The organism is Streptomyces parvus, from assembly GCF_014648875.1.
Classification (GTDB): domain Bacteria; phylum Actinomycetota; class Actinomycetes; order Streptomycetales; family Streptomycetaceae; genus Streptomyces; species Streptomyces parvus.
Genome location: NZ_BMRY01000001.1, coordinates 450904 through 466038 on the forward strand (window position 1 = coordinate 450904; position 15135 = coordinate 466038).

Sequence of the window (15135 nt, forward strand, 5' to 3'; positions counted from 1 at the left end):
TTACGCGTACGTCTCGATGTCCTTGATGACCGCGAAGCCGAGGCCGTACGCGCTCATCCCCCGGCCGTACGCCCCGATGTGCACGCCCTCGTGGGCGGAGCCGGCCAGCACCCAGCCGAACTCGGACTCGCGGTAGTGGAACTCCACCGGCACCCCGTCCACCGGCAGGGAGAGCGTCGTCCAGGGGGCGCTGCCGAGGTCGTCGGCGAGGGTGAACGCCGTCTCGGTCTGCTGGTCCAGCCAGTCGTCGCGCAGGGTGTGGTCCATCTGCGGCGGCCAGGTGTACGCCAGCAGGCCGGAGCCCGCGAGCCAGGCCGCCGAGGACACCGTGGTGGCGTCCAGCACGCCCGTACCGTCGCCGCTGCGCCGCACGGGGCTCGCGGCCACCGTGATCACCGCGGCGAACCGCTCCTTGTCGGCGGAGCCGTCCGACTTCACCGACGGCTCGTCACCGTGGCCCGTCGCACCGTGCTGCACGGTGCCGTCGGCCGCGGTGCCGACCTGCATCAGCCAGCGCGGGCCCGTGAAGGCCTCGTCCAGCCCGTACCAGGGGAAGGTCGCCGCCAGGTAGCCGTCGGCGGCCCGCCGGGCCGCCGGGGCGTCCTGCGGCTCCTCCTCCGCCGTGGCCGTGCCCGGGACACCGTCCGTATCAATCCGACTCGTCGTCTCCATGTGCGCGGCCGCTCCTCGATCGGTCAGGATCCGGAGCGGCCCGCCCCCCGCGGGCTTGGGCGTCCTCGCAACCGGACAGATGGAGAATAGCGATACCGTCCGGACGAGTCGGGATTGACCGGGGCTCAGGTGGCGTCGGAGTCGAACGGCGGGCGCTCGGGCCGATCCGGCGCGGGGGCCTTCTTCAGCAGGTCAGGAGCGGTTTCGCCGGTCTTGGTCAGGCTGGTGGAGGGGGCGCCGGCCGACGCGCCCGCGGAGCCGTTCGCCGCACTGTTGGCGGTATCGGACGCGGCCGGGGTGCGGCCGTTGACCGCGTCGGTGACGTCGGCCAGATCCTTGCGCAGGTCGAAGCTCTCGCGGATCTCCTTCAGCCCCAGGTCGTCGTTGCCGTCCATCAGCTGCTTGCGGACGAACGTCTTGGGGTTGAGGTCCTCGAACTCGAAGTCCTTGAACTGGGGGCCCAACTCGGAGCGGATGTCTTCCTTGGCGCTGTCCGAGAACTCGCGGATCTTGCGGATGGTGCGCGTGACGTCCTGGATCAGCTTGGGCAGCTTGTCGGGGCCGAAGACCAGCACGGCCAGCACCCCGAGCGTCAGCAGCTCCAGTGCGCCTATGTCATTGAACACCTTGTTGCTCCTCGTGTTCTCCGCGTGTTCTCCGTGCGATCGCGGCCCGGGTCCGCCTGCTGCCCGGACCGGTCAAAGGTACCTGTCGAAGGTGTCCGGGCGGTACCTCGCGGTGGCGCGCACGTGCCGGATGCCGTGCCGGCTCGCGTACCGGATCATGTGCCGCTCGCCGAGCCGAGCTTCAGGGTCACGGTCCGTTCCTTGCCGCCTCGGGTCAGCTTGAGGTCGAGATCGTCGCCGGGGCGGTGGGCCCGGATCTTCACGATCAGCTCCTCGCCGCTGTGCACGCGCTGGCCCTCGACCTGCGTGATGACGTCGCCGGACTTGATGCCCGCCTTGTCGGCGGGACCGTCCTCGGCGACGGCGGGCCCGCCGTCGGCGCCCTTCGTGCCGACCTTGGCCCCGTCGCCGGTGTACTTCATGTCGAGCGTGACGCCGATCACCGGGTGGGTGGCCTTGCCGGTGCTGATCAGCTCCTCGGCGACGCGCTTGCCCTGGTTGATGGGTATGGCGAAGCCGAGGCCGATGGAGCCGGACTGGCCGCCGGACTCGGGGCCCCGGCCGCTGTCGGCCGCGCGGATGGCGCTGTTGATGCCGATCACGTGGGCCCGGGAGTCGACGAGGGGGCCGCCGGAGTTGCCCGGGTTGATCGGGGCGTCGGTCTGGAGGGCGTCGACATAGCTGATGTCGCTGCCGTCGCCCTTCTCGCCGCCCGCGGTGATCGGCCGCTGCTTGGCGCTGATGATGCCCGAGGTCACCGTGTTGGACAGGTCGAAGGGGGCGCCGATGGCCACCACCGGGTCGCCGACCTGGACGTTGTCGGAGTTGCCCAGGGGCAGGGGCTTGAGGCCGGAGACGCCGCGGACCCGGACGACCGCGAGGTCGTAGCCGCTGTCCTTGCCGACCAGCTCGGCGGAGGCCGTCTCGCCGGTGCTGAACGTGACGGTGATGTCGCCGCTGGATCCGGCCGGGGCGACGACGTGGTTGTTGGTGAGGATGTGACCCCGGCCGTCGAGGACGAAGCCGGTGCCGGTGCCCGACTCGGCGGTGCCGCTGACGTGCAGGGTGACCACGCTGGGCAGGGCGCTGGCGGCGATGCCCGCGACGCTGTCGGGGGCCCGGTCGCCGTTGTCGCGGCCCGCCTGGGGCAGTTCGACGGTGGTCAGCCCGCCGTTGCGCTCGATGTACGCGCCGACTCCGCCGCCGATGCCGCTGGCGACCAGGGCCAGCAGAAGCACCCCGGCGAAGGCCCCGCCGCGCCGCTTCTTCTTCCGCCCGGGCTCGGCGCCCTCGGGCGGACCGGGCCGGGTCAGCGGCTGCCCCGGGGCGCCCCAGGGGTCGTACTGGAGCCACTGCGTCGGCCGGTGCTGCTGCCCGTGGCCCGGGTGGCCGGGCTGCTGCTGCTCGTGGGCCGCCGCCGCGTGCGGGGCATTCGCATGGGCCTGGGGCTGCGGGGGCGGCGGCGCGAAGGTGTCGGCGGGCGCGGGGTGGGGCGGTGTGAAGGCGTCGGCGGGCGCGGGCTGCGGGGCCGCGAAGCCTCCGGCGGGCTGGGGGTGCGGCGGCGTGTGGCCGTCGGTGGGGGCCGGGGCCGGGATGCCGGCGCCGTTCGTCGCGGCGTACTGCGGTGACGGTCCTCCGGCCCCCGGCGGTACGACCGTGCCGTGGGCCGGGGTCGGCCGCTGCACCGGCGGGGCGGGCGCCCAGGGGCCCGGGCCGCCGTAGGGCGGGGTGCCGTACTCGTCGGGCTCGTGCAGCGGCTGCCCGGCCGGACGCGGGCGCGGAACCGCCTGGTCCGGGGCGGGCGGGGCCGGTGCTGTGGCCGCCTGGTCCGGGGCGGCCGGGGCCGGGCCGGGCGCGGCGGCCCGGTCCGGGGCGGTGGGCTCCTCCGGCTTCGGGGTGGCCGCCGGGGCCGGCCCGCCGTCCGGCTCCGGGCCGTCGGCGCGCCTCGCCATGGGGCGGCTCCACCACTTCGCCTGCGGCCCGGTGGGCTTCCCGTCGTCCATGTTCTCCCCGCAACTGGCCTCTGTTGTACGCCCCACAGAGGCGTCCCTCACCGGAATTCAACCAGGTTTGCGAAACCCTGCGCAGGGTCCCGTCAGGGCAGAGGGGAAAGCGGGCTCGCCAGATCGTTGGCGGGCGCGCCCGGGGGCGGCCCCGAGGCCAGCGAGGAGGGAACCGTCTTCGGTACCGCACCGCTGCCGAGCGCCGCCGCCAGCAGCGGGGTGGCGGAGGTCGCCGGGCGTATCAGCGGCGGCACGGACACGTTCAGCACGGGGAGCATGAACGGGTGTCCGCCCGAGGTCGAAGCGCCGTACAGCGGCGGAGCGGTCGGGGGTCCCTGCCGGTTCACCGGAGGCGTGACGGCCGGAGCCACCGGGGTTCCGGTGAGCGACGGGGGCACGGCGTTCGTCCCGGTCCCGGCGCTGCCGGAGCCCGGCCGTTCGGCCGCCCTGCCACCGTCGGTCACCGCGAGAGCGCCGCCGCCCCGACGGCTGACCGCCGTGGCGCCGTTCTCCGCGCGGGTCTCGGCGTCGAGCGGGGTGACGTTGTTCCCCGCGCCCTCTGCGCGCAGGGCCGATTCGGGGCCGGAGTCCAGCGGCAGGGTGCCGCCCAGCGCGATGGCCGCGAGGGAGACGGCGCTGGCCGCAGCGAACGCGAAGCGCCGCCCGCGCCAGGGCGAGCGGTCCGCGTCACGGCCCACCTCGTGTATGGGGAAGGCCGAACCGGCGGCCGCCCCGCCGCGCAGCACGGCGGTGGAGCCGTGAGTGGCCGGGAGATAGCCGAAACCGTCCAGCGGGGAGGGTCCGGTGTCGGCACGCGTGCTGCCGCCGGAGGGCCGCAGGCCGGGGAAGAACTCGTCGGCGAAGGGTCCCCGGCCGCCGAACGGTCCGCCGGAGCCGCTGTCGTCGCCGCCGGGACCCCCGGGAAGGCCCTGGAGGCGGGCCAGGAACCCCTCGGAGGGCGAGGGTGAGGCGGACATGGCGAAGGCGCTCTTGAGGCGGCGCTGGGCGTCGGCCTCGGCCTTGCACTTGGCGCAGGTCGCGAGGTGGGCCAGGACCCGCTCACGGGCGTCGTGTTTCAACTCGCCGTCGACCAGCGCGGCGAGCCGGTCCCCCAGGTGCGCTTCGGCAGGGGTGGGACCGGTGGGACCTGTGCCGCTCACGCCACTCCGCCCTCCCCCGCCAGGACCGCGTCCGCCAGGGAGCGCTGCTCGGCGCGGGCCTCGGGCGAACGGTGCTTGAGCGCCTTGCGCAGATGCGAGCGGCCGCGGTGGATCCGGCTGCGGACGGTGCCGAGCTTCACCCCGAGGGTCGCGGCGATCTCCTCGTAACTGAGGCCCTCGATGTCGCAGAGGACCACGGCCGCGCGGAATTCGGGCGCGAGGGTGTCCAGCGCCTGCTGCACGTCGGCGTCGAAGTGCGTGTCGTTGAAGATCTGCTGCGGGGACGGCTCACGGCTCGGCAGCCGCTCGGCCGCGTCGTCGCCGAGCGAGTCGAAGCGGATGCGCTGCTTGCGCCGGACCATGTCCAGGAAGAGGTTGGTCGTGATGCGGTGCAGCCAGCCCTCGAAGGTGCCGGGGGTGTACGTCGACAGCGAGCGGAACACCCGGACGAAGACCTCCTGGGTCAGGTCCTCGGCGTCGTGCTGGTTTCCCGTCAGCCGGTAGGCAAGGCGGTACACGCGACCGCTGTGCGTGCTGACGATCTCTTCCCATGAGGGCGGGGTCCACGCCTGAGAGTCCGCATCAGAGGCGAAGGTCGCGGTCGGTGCGGAGTCTTCGGAAGAACGGTCAGCAATGTTGGTCACGGATTTCGGCTCACCGGCCGACCTGAGCAGGCGCCGCAGCACCCCTCCCCGGTCCACAGGCGCAGCCGCACCTCCCCTATCGGCTCTGGTGGTGTCCAGTGGAGCCCCTACCATAGCCACCTCGCCCGTTAGCTCCGGATAAGCCTTTTCCCTGTTGGGGCCGGGCGTCGCCCGGGACTTTCACCCAGCTCACCGGTCCGATCCGCGGACCCGGTCGCTGGGCTTCCCCCACTCCTTGCACAACGCCCGGTCCCATCTGCGGGTTCCCGGGTCCAGCGGATACAGTCACCGTTGCGCCAACTACGGGGACAGGAGAGGGTCATTACCGCCAACCGGCAGACGAGCTGGGCGTTCGCCGACGCCTTTGTCGCCGAGGACGAAGCACTGCACGTGGCCCGGGAGCGGGCTCGCGAGCTGGGGCTTCGCCCGGTGTCACCGGGCACCGGCGCCGCGCTGCGCCTGCTGGCCGCCGCCGCGGACGCCAAAGCGGTGGCGGAAATCGGCACGGGCACCGGCGTGTCCGGCATCTATCTCCTGCACGGAATGCGGCCGGACGGGGTCCTGACCACGGTGGACCCCGAGCCCGAGCGCCAGCAGTTCGCCCGGGAGGCGTTCCGCGCGGCGGGGTTCGCCACCAACCGGGCCCGGTTCATCCCCGGCCGCGCCCTGGACGTCCTGCCCCGGCTCGCGGACGGCGGTTACGACCTCGTCTTCTGCGACGGGGACCGGCTGGAGAGCCTCGATGTGCTCGCTGAATCGTTGCGCCTGCTGCGTCCGGGCGGTCTGGTCTGCTTCGAGGGCGTCTTCGCGGACGGCCGCACGGTCGACTCGGCCGCCCAGCCGGCCGAGGTGCTGCGGCTGCGGGAACTGCTGCGCGCGGTGCGTGAGAGCCAGGAGCTGATGTCGACCCTGCTGCCGGTCGGCGACGGGCTGCTCTGCGCGGTCCGGCGCGGCTGAGCGCGCGGGGCGAAGAACCACTGAGCGGCGCGGGGCGAAGCACCACGAACGAGCGGACGCACCACGGACGAGCGGACGAGCGGACGCACCACTGCCCGGCACGGAGACCGTGCCGGGCAGTGGCGGAAGGTGATGGGCGTTCCGCGTCAGCCGACGACTTTCTTCAGCGCGTCGCCGAGGGCATCGGCCTCGTCCGGAGTCAGCTCGACAACAAGCCGACCGCCGCCTTCGAGCGGAACGCGCATGACGATGCCCCGCCCCTCCTTTGTCACCTCGAGCGGGCCGTCGCCCGTCCGCGGCTTCATGGCCGCCATGCTCGTTCCCCTTCCTGAAACCAGCTCATCGCAACCGGCGGCCCCATGACAGGCGCTGCCTCACCGGCATCGAACACATTGCTTCTTCGCCATTATCCCGCATCAACGACCCCGATGACCAACATCGGTCTGCATCGCTTGCGCAACGCGCTCTCTCAAAACCACCCAATTCGGCGATCCGGCTGCGATACTGCGCCGCCCCGGACCCCTGGGTGAGGGCCAATTGTTAGACGCAGGTCACATCTCTGCCCCGGCCGGCGTCGGCCATGCTTGCCTGCAAGGAGCAACGACGCCCGAGCAGCGAGGGGAAACCGGAATGGCCGACGAGCAGGCGAACACCGTTCTGTACGACGTGAGCGAGGGGCTCGCGACGATCACGCTCAACCGACCCGACGCGATGAACGCGCTGAACACGGCGGCGAAGGTCGCGCTGCGCGACGCGCTGCTGGAGGCGTCGGCGGACCCAGCGGTACGGGCGGTGCTGCTCACGGCCACCGGGCGCGCCTTCTGCGTCGGCCAGGACCTCAAGGAGCACGTCGCCACGCTCCTGGCGACCCGCGAGGCGGGCGACGGCAACGCGCTGAGCACGGTACAGGAGCACTACAACCCGATCGTGCGGGCGATCACGGAGATGGCGAAGCCGGTCGTCGCCGGGGTGAACGGCGTGGCGGCCGGAGCCGGGTTCGGTTTCGCGCTGGCGGCCGACTACCGGGTGGTCGCGGACACCGCCTCCTTCAACACCTCGTTCGCGGGCGTCGCGCTCACGGCGGACTCGGGCGTGTCCTGGACGCTGCCCCGGCTGATCGGCCAGAGCCGCGCCGCCGACCTGCTGTTCTTCCCCCGGTCGATCTCCGCCCAGGACGCGCTGGAGCTGGGGATCGTCAACCGGGTCGTCCCGGCCGCCGAGCTGGCCGAGCAGGCGGCGGCGGTGGCCCGCACCCTGGCCGCCGGGCCCACGGTGGCGTACGCGGCGCTGAAGGAGTCGATGGCGTACGGCGCCGGGCACACGCTCGGCGAGACGCTGGAGAAGGAGGACGAACTCCAGACTCGGGCGGGCGCGTCGCAGGACCACACCATCGCGGTGGAGGCCTTCCTCGCCAAGGAGAAGCCCGTCTACCTCGGGAAGTAGCAGCGGCTCAGCCCGGTGTGCTGCCGCCGCCGCGCGCCACGCAGTCCGCGAGGTGGTCGTCGACCAGTCCGCAGGCCTGCATCAGCGCGTAGGCGGTGGTGGGTCCGACGAAGCGGATCGAGCGTTTCTTCAGCGCCTTGGCGAGCGCGGTGGACTCCGGCGTGATGGCCGGGACGTCCGACAGCGTGCGCGGGGCGGGCCGGCCGGCCGGGTCGGGGGCGTAGGACCAGATCAGCTCGTCCAGTTCCCCGGCCCGCCAGCCGGCGAGCACCTTCGCGTTGGCGAGGGTCGCGTCGACCTTGGCCTTGTTGCGGATGATCCCCGGGTCGGCCAGGAGCCGTTCCCGGTCGGCGTCGGTGAACTTCGCGACCGCCTCGATCCGGAATCCCTCGAAGGCGGTACGGAAGGTCTCGCGGCGGCGCAGGATCGTGATCCAGGAGAGCCCGGACTGGAAGGCCTCCAGGCAGAGCCGTTCGAACAGGGCGTCGTCCCCGTGGACCGTCCGGCCCCACTCGGTGTCGTGGTAGGCGAGGTAGTCCTCGGCGGACAGGCCCCAGGGGCAGCGCAGTCCGCCGTCGGCGGCGGGCAGGGCGGCGCTCATCGGCTGTCCTCCTCGGTGCGGTCCGGGCCATCGGTACGGTCCGGGCCGTCGGCGCGGTCGGCCGGTTCCGGCGCGGGCCGGTCGCCGGGCCGCTTGAACAGGTCGGTGCCCGTCGTCACCGCGGCCGCCCGGTCCCCGGCCAGGGTGGATTCCAGCTCCGCGATCCGGGCGTCGCGCTCGGCCAGCTCCGCGCCGAGCCGGGACAGCGCCTCGTCGACGTCCACCATCCGGTAGCCCCGCAGCGCCATCGGCAGGCGCAGCGCCTCGATGTCCGCCCGGCCGACCGGGCGGGCCGCGGGCAACGGGTCGGTGAACCGCTCGGGCGGTACGTCCTGGAGCACCGCGCTCCCACCACCGCCGACCACCGCGAGGGTGACCGCGGTGACGACCACGACCATCGTGAGCAGCAAGAACCAGAACACGCGCATCTCCCCGGGGGCGGAAACCTCGTCCGGCTCCGATCGTGCCATGCGGCACCGACAGGTCGGGGCCGGGCCACGAAAGGCCGTAGGGTCGGCAGCCGGGTCGTAGGCGGTTATCTGAGGAGGAAAGACGGGATGCGCAGCGGTGCACTCAGGCTGGGGCGGCGGGAATTCGGTCCCCACGAGCCGGTGATCATGGCGATCGTGAACCGGACCCCGGACTCCTTCTACGACCAGGGCGCCACGTTCCGGGACGAGCCGGCGCTCGCCCGGGTCGAGCAGGCGGTGGCCGAGGGCGCGGCAATCATCGACATCGGCGGGGTGAAGGCGGGCCCCGGCGAGGAGGTGACCGCCGAGGAGGAGGCGCGCCGCACGGTCGGGTTCGTCGCCGAGGTCCGCCGCCGCCATCCGGACGTCGTGATCAGCGTGGACACCTGGCGGCACGACGTGGGTGAGGCGGTCTGCGAGGCCGGGGCGGATGTGCTGAACGACGCGTGGGGCGGGGTGGACCCGAAGCTGGCGGAGGTCGCCGCGCGGTACGGGGCGGGGCTCGTGTGCACGCACGCGGGCGGCGCGGAGCCGCGGACGCGGCCGCACCGGATCGCGTACGACGACGTCATGGCGGACATCCTGCGCGTGACGGTGGGGCTCGCGGAGCGGGCGGTGGAGCTGGGGGTGCGGGCCGACGGGATCATGATCGATCCGGGTCACGACTTCGGGAAGAACACCCGGCATTCCCTGGAGGCGACGCGCCGGCTGGAGGAGATGGCGGATACGGGGTGGCCGGTGCTGGTGTCCCTGTCCAACAAGGACTTCGTCGGGGAGACGCTGGACCGTCCGGTGAAGGAGCGGGTCATCGGGACGCTGGCCACGACGGCGGTTTCGGCGTGGCTGGGGGCGCGGGTGTATCGGGTGCACGAGGTGGCGGAGACGCGGCAGGTTCTGGACATGGTGGCGTCCATTGCCGGGCATCGGGCACCGGCCGTGGCCCGGCGGGGGCTGGCGTAGTTCTTCGCCGCCTGCGTGGTGGCCTGCCCGGCGGGCGGGGCCCGGGGCGCTGCCCCTGGGCCCCGCTCCTCAAGCGCCGGAGGGGCTGAAAGATGTCCTCAATCGCCGGACGGGCTTGATTTCGCCGGGCCGGCCCGGAATGTGCCGGGCAAAGATGCCCTCAAACGCCGGGCGGGCCGAAAGCCGAAACAGTCAGCGCCCGACCTCCTTCGTCACCAGCATCACCGCTTCCTCCACGTCGTCCGTTACGTGGAACAGCAACAGGTCCTTCTCCGAGGCCTTGCCCTGGGCCACCACCGTGTCGCGGAGCCAGTCGATCAGGCCGCCCCAGTACGCCGTGCCGAACAGGACGATCGGGAAGCGGGTGACCTTGCCGGTCTGGACGAGGGTGAGGGCCTCGAAGAGTTCGTCCAGGGTGCCGAGGCCGCCGGGCAGGACCACGAAGCCCTGGGCGTACTTCACGAACATCGTCTTGCGGACGAAGAAGTAGCGGAAGTTGACGCCGATGTCGACGTGCGGGTTGAGGCCCGATTCGAAGGGCAGCTCGATACCGAGGCCGACCGAGACGCCCTTGGCCTCCCGGGCGCCCTTGTTGGCCGCCTCCATCGCGCCCGGGCCGCCGCCGGTGATCACCGCGAAGCCCGCGTCGACCAGGGCCTTGCCGATCGCCACCCCGGCCTCGTACTCCGGCGATCCGGCGGGGGTGCGGGCCGAGCCGAAGACGCTGATCGCGCTCGGCAGTTCGGCGAGCGCCCCGAAGCCCTCGACGAACTCCGACTGGATGCGCATCACCCGCCAGGGGTCGGTGTGCACCCACTCGGAGTCGCCCTCGGAGTCCAGCAGCCGCTGATCGGTCGTGCCGGGCTGGACCTGCTCCCTGCGGCGCAGGACCGGGCCCAGCCACTGTTCCCCCGGGCTGACCGCTCCCTCGGGAACCTCCGCGCCCTCGGGGATCCGTGCGTCCTCGGCGTTGCCCATGTTCCGCTCCCTCCACCGACCTGCTTCGTGCTGGGTCGTACGTGTCGTGCTGCGTGCGGCCAGCGTAGATCGGCGGAGGTTACGTACGGGGGAATGCCGTGCGTCAGCCGGTCAGCCAGGAGCGGAGGCGGTCCTCGCAGTGGGTGATCTTCTCGACCGCCACGTGCTCGTCGCGCTTGTGGGCGTACATCGGGTCGCCGGGTCCGTAGTTCACCGCGGGGACGCCGAGCGCGCCGAAGCGGGAGACGTCGGTCCAGCCGAACTTGGGCCGGGCCGTGCCGCCGACGGCGGTCATGAAGGCCTGGGCGGCGGGGTGGGAGAGGCCGGGCATCGCGGCGCCGGAGTGGTCGTCGATGACGATCTCGGTCACTCCGCAGTCGGCGAAGACCTCGCGGACATGGGCGATCGCCTCCTCCTCGGTGCGGTCGGGGGCGTAGCGGTAGTTGACGACGACGGTGCAGGCGTCCGGGATGACGTTGGTGGCGACGCCGCCCTCGATGCCGACCGCGTTGAGGCCCTCGTGGTACTCCAGGCCGTCGATGACGGGGCGGCGGGGCTCGTACGCGGCGAGGGCGGCCAGGATCGGGGCGGCGGCGTGGATCGCGTTGGACCCCATCCAGCTGCGGGCCGAGTGGGCCCGCTCGCCCGTCGTCCGCAGGTGGACCCGGAGCGTGCCCTGGCAGCCGCCCTCGACCTCGCCGTCGGAGGGCTCCAGCAGGACGGCGAAGTCTCCGGCGAGCCAGTCGGGGTGCGCGTCGGCGATGTGGCCGAGGCCGTTGAGGTGGGCGGCGACCTCTTCGTTGTCGTAGAAGATGAAGGTCAGGTCGCGGTTGGGCTCGGGGACCGTCGCGGCGATCCGGAGCTGGACGGCGACGCCGGACTTCATGTCGGAGGTCCCGCAGCCCCAGAGGATCCCGTTCTCGTCGAGGCGGGAGGGGACGTTGCCGGCGATCGGCACGGTGTCGATGTGCCCGGCGAGGACGACGCGCTCGGCGCGGCCCAGGTTCGTCCGGGCGACGACGTTGTTGCCGTGGCGGTCGACGGTGAGGTGCGGCAGGGCGCGCAGGGCCGATTCGATCGCGTCGGCGAGGGCCTTCTCCTCCCCGCTGACCGAGGGGAAGTCGACGAGCCGGGCGGTGAGCGCCGGTCCGTCCAGGCTGAGGTCCAGGGCGAGGTCAGGTGTGCTGTCGGCCATGGGCCCGACCCTAAGCGACAGGGGTATCGGTCCCGCCCGGGGCCTCCAGTACGGTGGGCCCGTGTCCAGGACAGCCAGCCCTCGCCGACGACGCCTCTTCCGCTACGGGGCCGCCTTCGCCGTGCTCGCGGCGCTGGGCGGTTATCTGGCCGTGCAGTACGACTCCTCGGGTTCGAAGAACCCGCCGCGCTGTGTGGTGGAGGCGAAGGACGGGGACGAGGGCGAGACCCAGCGGTACGAGATGAGCCTGGCCCAGGCCGTCAACGCGGCGACGATCTCCGCGGTGGGCACCACCCGGGGCATGCCCGAGCGGGCGGTGACGATCGCACTGGCGACCGCGCTCCAGGAGTCCACGCTCCGCAACATCGACTACGGGGACCGGGACTCGGTGGGCCTGTTCCAGCAGCGGCCCTCGCAGGGCTGGGGCACCGTGGAGCAGATCATGGATCCGGTCTACTCGGCCGGGAAGTTCTACGAGGGCCTGGCCGAGGTTCCGGGCTATTCGCGCCTGCCGCTGACCGTGGCCGCGCAGCGCGTGCAGCGCAGCGGGTTCCCGCAGGCGTACGCGAAGCACGAGCCGGACGCCGCACTGCTCGCGGCCGCGCTGACCGGGCGCAGGCCGGCCTCGCTGAGCTGCACCCCGTCGACGGCCACGGCCGAGGGCCCGGGGGATGCCGGGCGGGTGCGGGCCGAGCTGGTGCGGGCCTTCGGCAAGGGCGTGCTGCCCGCCGCGAAGGCCGCGGGCGCGTCCGCCGCCTCGACCGTCTCGGTGCCCGTACCGGCGACCTCGGCGCGGGCCGAGGACAAGGCCTCGCCGCGGCGCGGCTGGGAGCTGGCGCACTGGGCCGTGGCGCAGTCCGAGGCGCTGCGGATCGAGCGCGTGAGCTATGCGGACCGGGTCTGGGACGCCGGTACGGGCTGGCGGACGGAACGCGCGAAGGGGAAGGAAACGGGCACGACCGCGGTCAGGATCCAGGTCGGTCAGTAGTACGCCCCGTCACTCGTACGGGCCATGGGGGGCCACGACCCCGGACGCGTTTCGCCCTCTTCCTCGCAGCCGTGCCACCCTGCCCTGATTCCCTTGTCCGGCAAGGGAAGTGACGGTTCATCGGGTCCCGGCGGTATGGATTGTTTGCCCGGGTTCTTCCGCTGCGGATAATCGGACGCATTACTCAGTCTTTACCTTTGCCCGCCGCAACCTTCCCCTCCCCCGAAGCGGTTGTCAGTGCGTCCGATCACCGGACAAACAAATTCGTGCACAACCCGCTGAAGGAGCATCATGTCCCTCCCCCTGACCCGTCGGATCGCTCGTGCCGCGCTGCTGATCGCCGCTGGCGCGACCCCCGTGGTCGGTGCGGCCGGTGCCGCGAGCGCCGCAGAGCTCCCGCAGACCCCGAACCTGGGCGGTCTGACCGCACTGGACGGCGCGAACGCCGGCGACGCCCTGGACAGCGCCGCCCGGCAGGGCACGCAGGCCGCCGGTGAGACCGGTGGCCGGCTTGTCGGGACCGCGCTCCCGGCGGCGGGCGAGACCGTCGGCAAGTCCGCCAAGGTCGCCGTCCCGGCCGCCCAGGAGGCCGCGGGCCAGGCCGCCGGCAACGCGGGCCAGGCCGTCGGCGGGGTGGCCGAGGCCGCCGGTGGCGGTCTGCCGACCGACGGCCTCGGCGACGGGCTGCCCACCGACAGCCTCGGCAAGGGCGGCCTGCCCACCGACGCCCTGCCGCTGAACGGCCTGCCGATCGGCTGATCCCCCACGCACATGCCGGAGGGCCTGAGGAGTGCGCACTCCTCAGGCCCTCCCGCGTATCCGGGCCCCGCGTGTCCAGGCCCTCCCGCGTATCCAGGCCCTCCCGCGCATCCGGGTCAGGACAGGCGCTTGACCGCCGCCGCCACCCGCTCGTCCGTCGCGGTGAACGCCACCCGGACGAAGCTCGCGCCCGCCGGGCCGTAGAAGTCGCCGGGCGCGACCAGGATGCCCCGCTCCGCGAGGTACGCCACGGTGTCCCAGCACGGCTCGTCGCGGGTCGCCCACAGGTAGAGGCTCGCCTCGCTGTGCTCGATCCGGAAGCCGTGCGCCTCCAGGGCCGCGCGCAAGGCGAGGCGCCGGTCCGCGTACCGGGCGCGCTGCTCGGAGACGTGCACGTCGTCGCCGAGGGCGGCGACGGTGGCGGCCTGGACGGGGGCGGCCGTCATCATCCCGCCGTGCTTGCGGATCAGCAGCAGCTCACCGAGGACGGCCGCGTCGCCCGCGATGAACGCGGCCCGGTATCCGGCCAGGTTGGAGCGCTTGGAGAGCGAGTGGACCGCCACGATGCCGTCGTAGTGGCCGCCGCAGACGTCCGGGTGGAGCACCGAGACCGGTTCGGCGTCCCAGCCCAGCTCCAGGTAGCACTCGTCGCTGAAGACGAGGACGCCGTGCTCGCGCGCCCAGGCGACGATCCGGGTCAGCTCGTCCTTGGACAGCACCTTGCCGGTGGGGTTGGACGGCGAGTTGAGCCAGAGCAGCTTCAGCCCCGCCGGGTCCAGCTCGGTCGGGTCGTCGTAGACGACGGGCTCCGCGCCGCAGAGCCGGGCACCGACCTCGTACGTCGGGTAGGCGAGCCGGGGATAGGCGACCTTGTCGCCCGCGCCGAGCCCGAGCTGCGTCGGCAGCCAGGCCACCAGCTCCTTGGAGCCGACGACCGGCAGCACGTTGGCGTGAGTGACGCCGACCGCGCCGAGGCGGCGCTCCACCCAGCCGGTGAGCGCGTCCCGCAGGGCCTCGGTGCCCCACACCGTCGGATAGCCGGGGCTGTCCGCCGCGGCGACCAGCGCCCGCTGGATCAGCTCGGGGACCGGGTCGACCGGAGTGCCGACGGACAGGTCCACGATGCCGTCCGGGTGGGCCTGGGCCGTCGACTTGTAGGGCGCGAGCTTGTCCCAGGGGAAGACGGGGAGGCGGGAGGAGACTGCGGACACGGGGCTCTGCTTTCTCGGGGGGGGTCGGATACGGCGGCACGGGAAACGGCTCGGTCCCGCACGGGGACGAGCCGTACGGGACCGGGCTGCGCGCGTGGTGCCGCCGCTTACTGGTTCTGCGGCGGCAGTCCGGCGACGAACGCGTGGTCGCGCTCGATGAGACCGAGCTTGGAAGCACCGCCCGGCGAGCCGAGGTCGTCGAAGAACTCGACGTTCGCCTTGTAGTAGTCCTTCCACTCCTCCGGAGTGTCGTCCTCGTAGAAGATGGCCTCGACCGGGCACACCGGCTCACAGGCTCCACAGTCGACGCACTCGTCCGGGTGGATGTACAAGGACCGCTGGCCCTCGTAGATGCAGTCGACGGGGCACTCTTCGATGCAGGCCTTGTCCTTCACGTCGACACAAGGCTGCGCGATGACGTAGGTCACGCTGTCGTTCCTCCTCGGTAGGGCGTTGGCTCTCGCGCGG

The 15135-nt window shown here is 72.7% G+C and carries 17 protein-coding genes; 5 read left to right on the forward strand and 12 right to left on the reverse strand.

Features of this window, described 5'->3' with window-relative positions:
- The 5 genes from IE140_RS01960 to sigE form a co-directional block, all read right to left on the reverse strand.
- The gene (locus IE140_RS01960) at positions 1 to 672 is read right to left on the reverse strand and encodes a hypothetical protein (protein WP_093436171.1); all 672 of its coding nucleotides are present in this window, start codon (positions 670 to 672) and stop codon (positions 1 to 3) included.
- A 125-nt stretch (positions 673 to 797) separates the two neighbouring features.
- Entirely contained in the window at positions 798 to 1298 is a 501-nt protein-coding gene (locus IE140_RS01965) for a sec-independent translocase (protein WP_032763339.1), read from the reverse strand.
- Positions 1299 to 1453: 155 nt separating this feature from the next.
- Positions 1454 to 3301, reverse strand: coding sequence for a trypsin-like peptidase domain-containing protein (locus IE140_RS01970; protein WP_189460144.1), 1848 nt, complete (start codon positions 3299 to 3301; stop codon positions 1454 to 1456).
- Positions 3302 to 3393: 92 nt separating this feature from the next.
- The gene (locus tag IE140_RS01975) at positions 3394 to 4461 is read right to left on the reverse strand and encodes an anti-sigma factor family protein (RefSeq protein WP_150196532.1); all 1068 of its coding nucleotides are present in this window, start codon (positions 4459 to 4461) and stop codon (positions 3394 to 3396) included.
- Positions 4458 to 5219, reverse strand: coding sequence for an RNA polymerase sigma factor SigE (gene sigE / locus IE140_RS01980; RefSeq protein WP_175464868.1), 762 nt, complete (start codon positions 5217 to 5219; stop codon positions 4458 to 4460). Before sigE ends, IE140_RS01975 begins: the two co-directional genes overlap by 4 nt.
- Positions 5220 to 5396: 177 nt before the next feature.
- Between sigE and IE140_RS01985 the strand changes: the two genes are divergently transcribed.
- Positions 5397 to 6062 (forward strand): O-methyltransferase, encoded by a 666-nt coding sequence (locus IE140_RS01985; RefSeq protein ID WP_078566537.1) that lies wholly within the window; start codon positions 5397 to 5399, stop codon positions 6060 to 6062.
- A gap of 146 nt (positions 6063 to 6208) precedes the next feature.
- On the opposite strand, the gene IE140_RS01990 is transcribed toward IE140_RS01985, so the two are convergent.
- Complete coding sequence (locus IE140_RS01990) at positions 6209 to 6376, reverse strand: DUF3117 domain-containing protein (RefSeq protein ID WP_003966491.1); 168 nt, start codon at positions 6374 to 6376, stop codon at positions 6209 to 6211.
- Between the two features lie 316 nt (positions 6377 to 6692).
- On the opposite strand from IE140_RS01990, the gene chcB reads away from it, so the two are divergent.
- Positions 6693 to 7505, forward strand: coding sequence for a 2-cyclohexenylcarbonyl CoA isomerase (gene chcB / locus IE140_RS01995; protein WP_093444496.1), 813 nt, complete (start codon positions 6693 to 6695; stop codon positions 7503 to 7505).
- A 7-nt stretch (positions 7506 to 7512) separates the two neighbouring features.
- On the opposite strand, the gene IE140_RS02000 is transcribed toward chcB, so the two are convergent.
- Positions 7513 to 8106 carry a DNA-3-methyladenine glycosylase I gene (locus tag IE140_RS02000; RefSeq protein ID WP_093444497.1) on the reverse strand — a complete coding sequence of 198 codons (594 nt, stop codon included), beginning with the start codon at positions 8104 to 8106 and terminating at the stop codon, positions 7513 to 7515.
- Entirely contained in the window at positions 8103 to 8534 is a 432-nt protein-coding gene (locus IE140_RS02005; RefSeq protein ID WP_189460146.1) for an acyl-ACP--UDP-N-acetylglucosamine O-acyltransferase family protein, read from the reverse strand. Before IE140_RS02005 ends, IE140_RS02000 begins: the two co-directional genes overlap by 4 nt.
- 129 nt (positions 8535 to 8663) lie before the next feature.
- Here IE140_RS02005 and folP point away from each other — a divergent pair, with 129 nt between their 5' ends.
- Complete coding sequence (folP, locus tag IE140_RS02010; protein WP_093444498.1) at positions 8664 to 9536, forward strand: dihydropteroate synthase; 873 nt, start codon at positions 8664 to 8666, stop codon at positions 9534 to 9536.
- Between the two features lie 192 nt (positions 9537 to 9728).
- On the opposite strand, the gene IE140_RS02015 is transcribed toward folP, so the two are convergent.
- Together IE140_RS02015 and dapE are read right to left on the reverse strand one after the other, a co-directional pair.
- Positions 9729 to 10514 carry an LOG family protein gene (locus tag IE140_RS02015; RefSeq protein ID WP_010061632.1) on the reverse strand — a complete coding sequence of 262 codons (786 nt, stop codon included), beginning with the start codon at positions 10512 to 10514 and terminating at the stop codon, positions 9729 to 9731.
- 103 nt (positions 10515 to 10617) lie between these two features.
- Positions 10618 to 11709 (reverse strand): succinyl-diaminopimelate desuccinylase, encoded by a 1092-nt coding sequence (gene dapE, locus IE140_RS02020; protein ID WP_150196530.1) that lies wholly within the window; start codon positions 11707 to 11709, stop codon positions 10618 to 10620.
- A gap of 61 nt (positions 11710 to 11770) precedes the next feature.
- Here dapE and IE140_RS02025 point away from each other — a divergent pair, with 61 nt between their 5' ends.
- Positions 11771 to 12697, forward strand: coding sequence for a hypothetical protein (locus IE140_RS02025; protein WP_225682793.1), 927 nt, complete (start codon positions 11771 to 11773; stop codon positions 12695 to 12697).
- A 291-nt stretch (positions 12698 to 12988) separates the two neighbouring features.
- A complete protein-coding gene (locus IE140_RS02030) occupies positions 12989 to 13456 on the forward strand; it encodes an ATP-binding protein (RefSeq protein ID WP_150196529.1) in 468 nt (155 codons plus the stop codon).
- A gap of 116 nt (positions 13457 to 13572) precedes the next feature.
- Here IE140_RS02030 and IE140_RS02035 read toward each other — a convergent pair whose 3' ends face one another.
- Together IE140_RS02035 and fdxA are read right to left on the reverse strand one after the other, a co-directional pair.
- The gene (locus IE140_RS02035; RefSeq protein ID WP_030716868.1) at positions 13573 to 14667 is read right to left on the reverse strand and encodes a bifunctional succinyldiaminopimelate transaminase/glutamate-prephenate aminotransferase; all 1095 of its coding nucleotides are present in this window, start codon (positions 14665 to 14667) and stop codon (positions 13573 to 13575) included.
- Positions 14668 to 14774: 107 nt separating this feature from the next.
- Complete coding sequence (gene fdxA / locus IE140_RS02040; RefSeq protein ID WP_003966501.1) at positions 14775 to 15095, reverse strand: ferredoxin; 321 nt, start codon at positions 15093 to 15095, stop codon at positions 14775 to 14777.
- Positions 15096 to 15135: the final 40 nt, after the last annotated feature.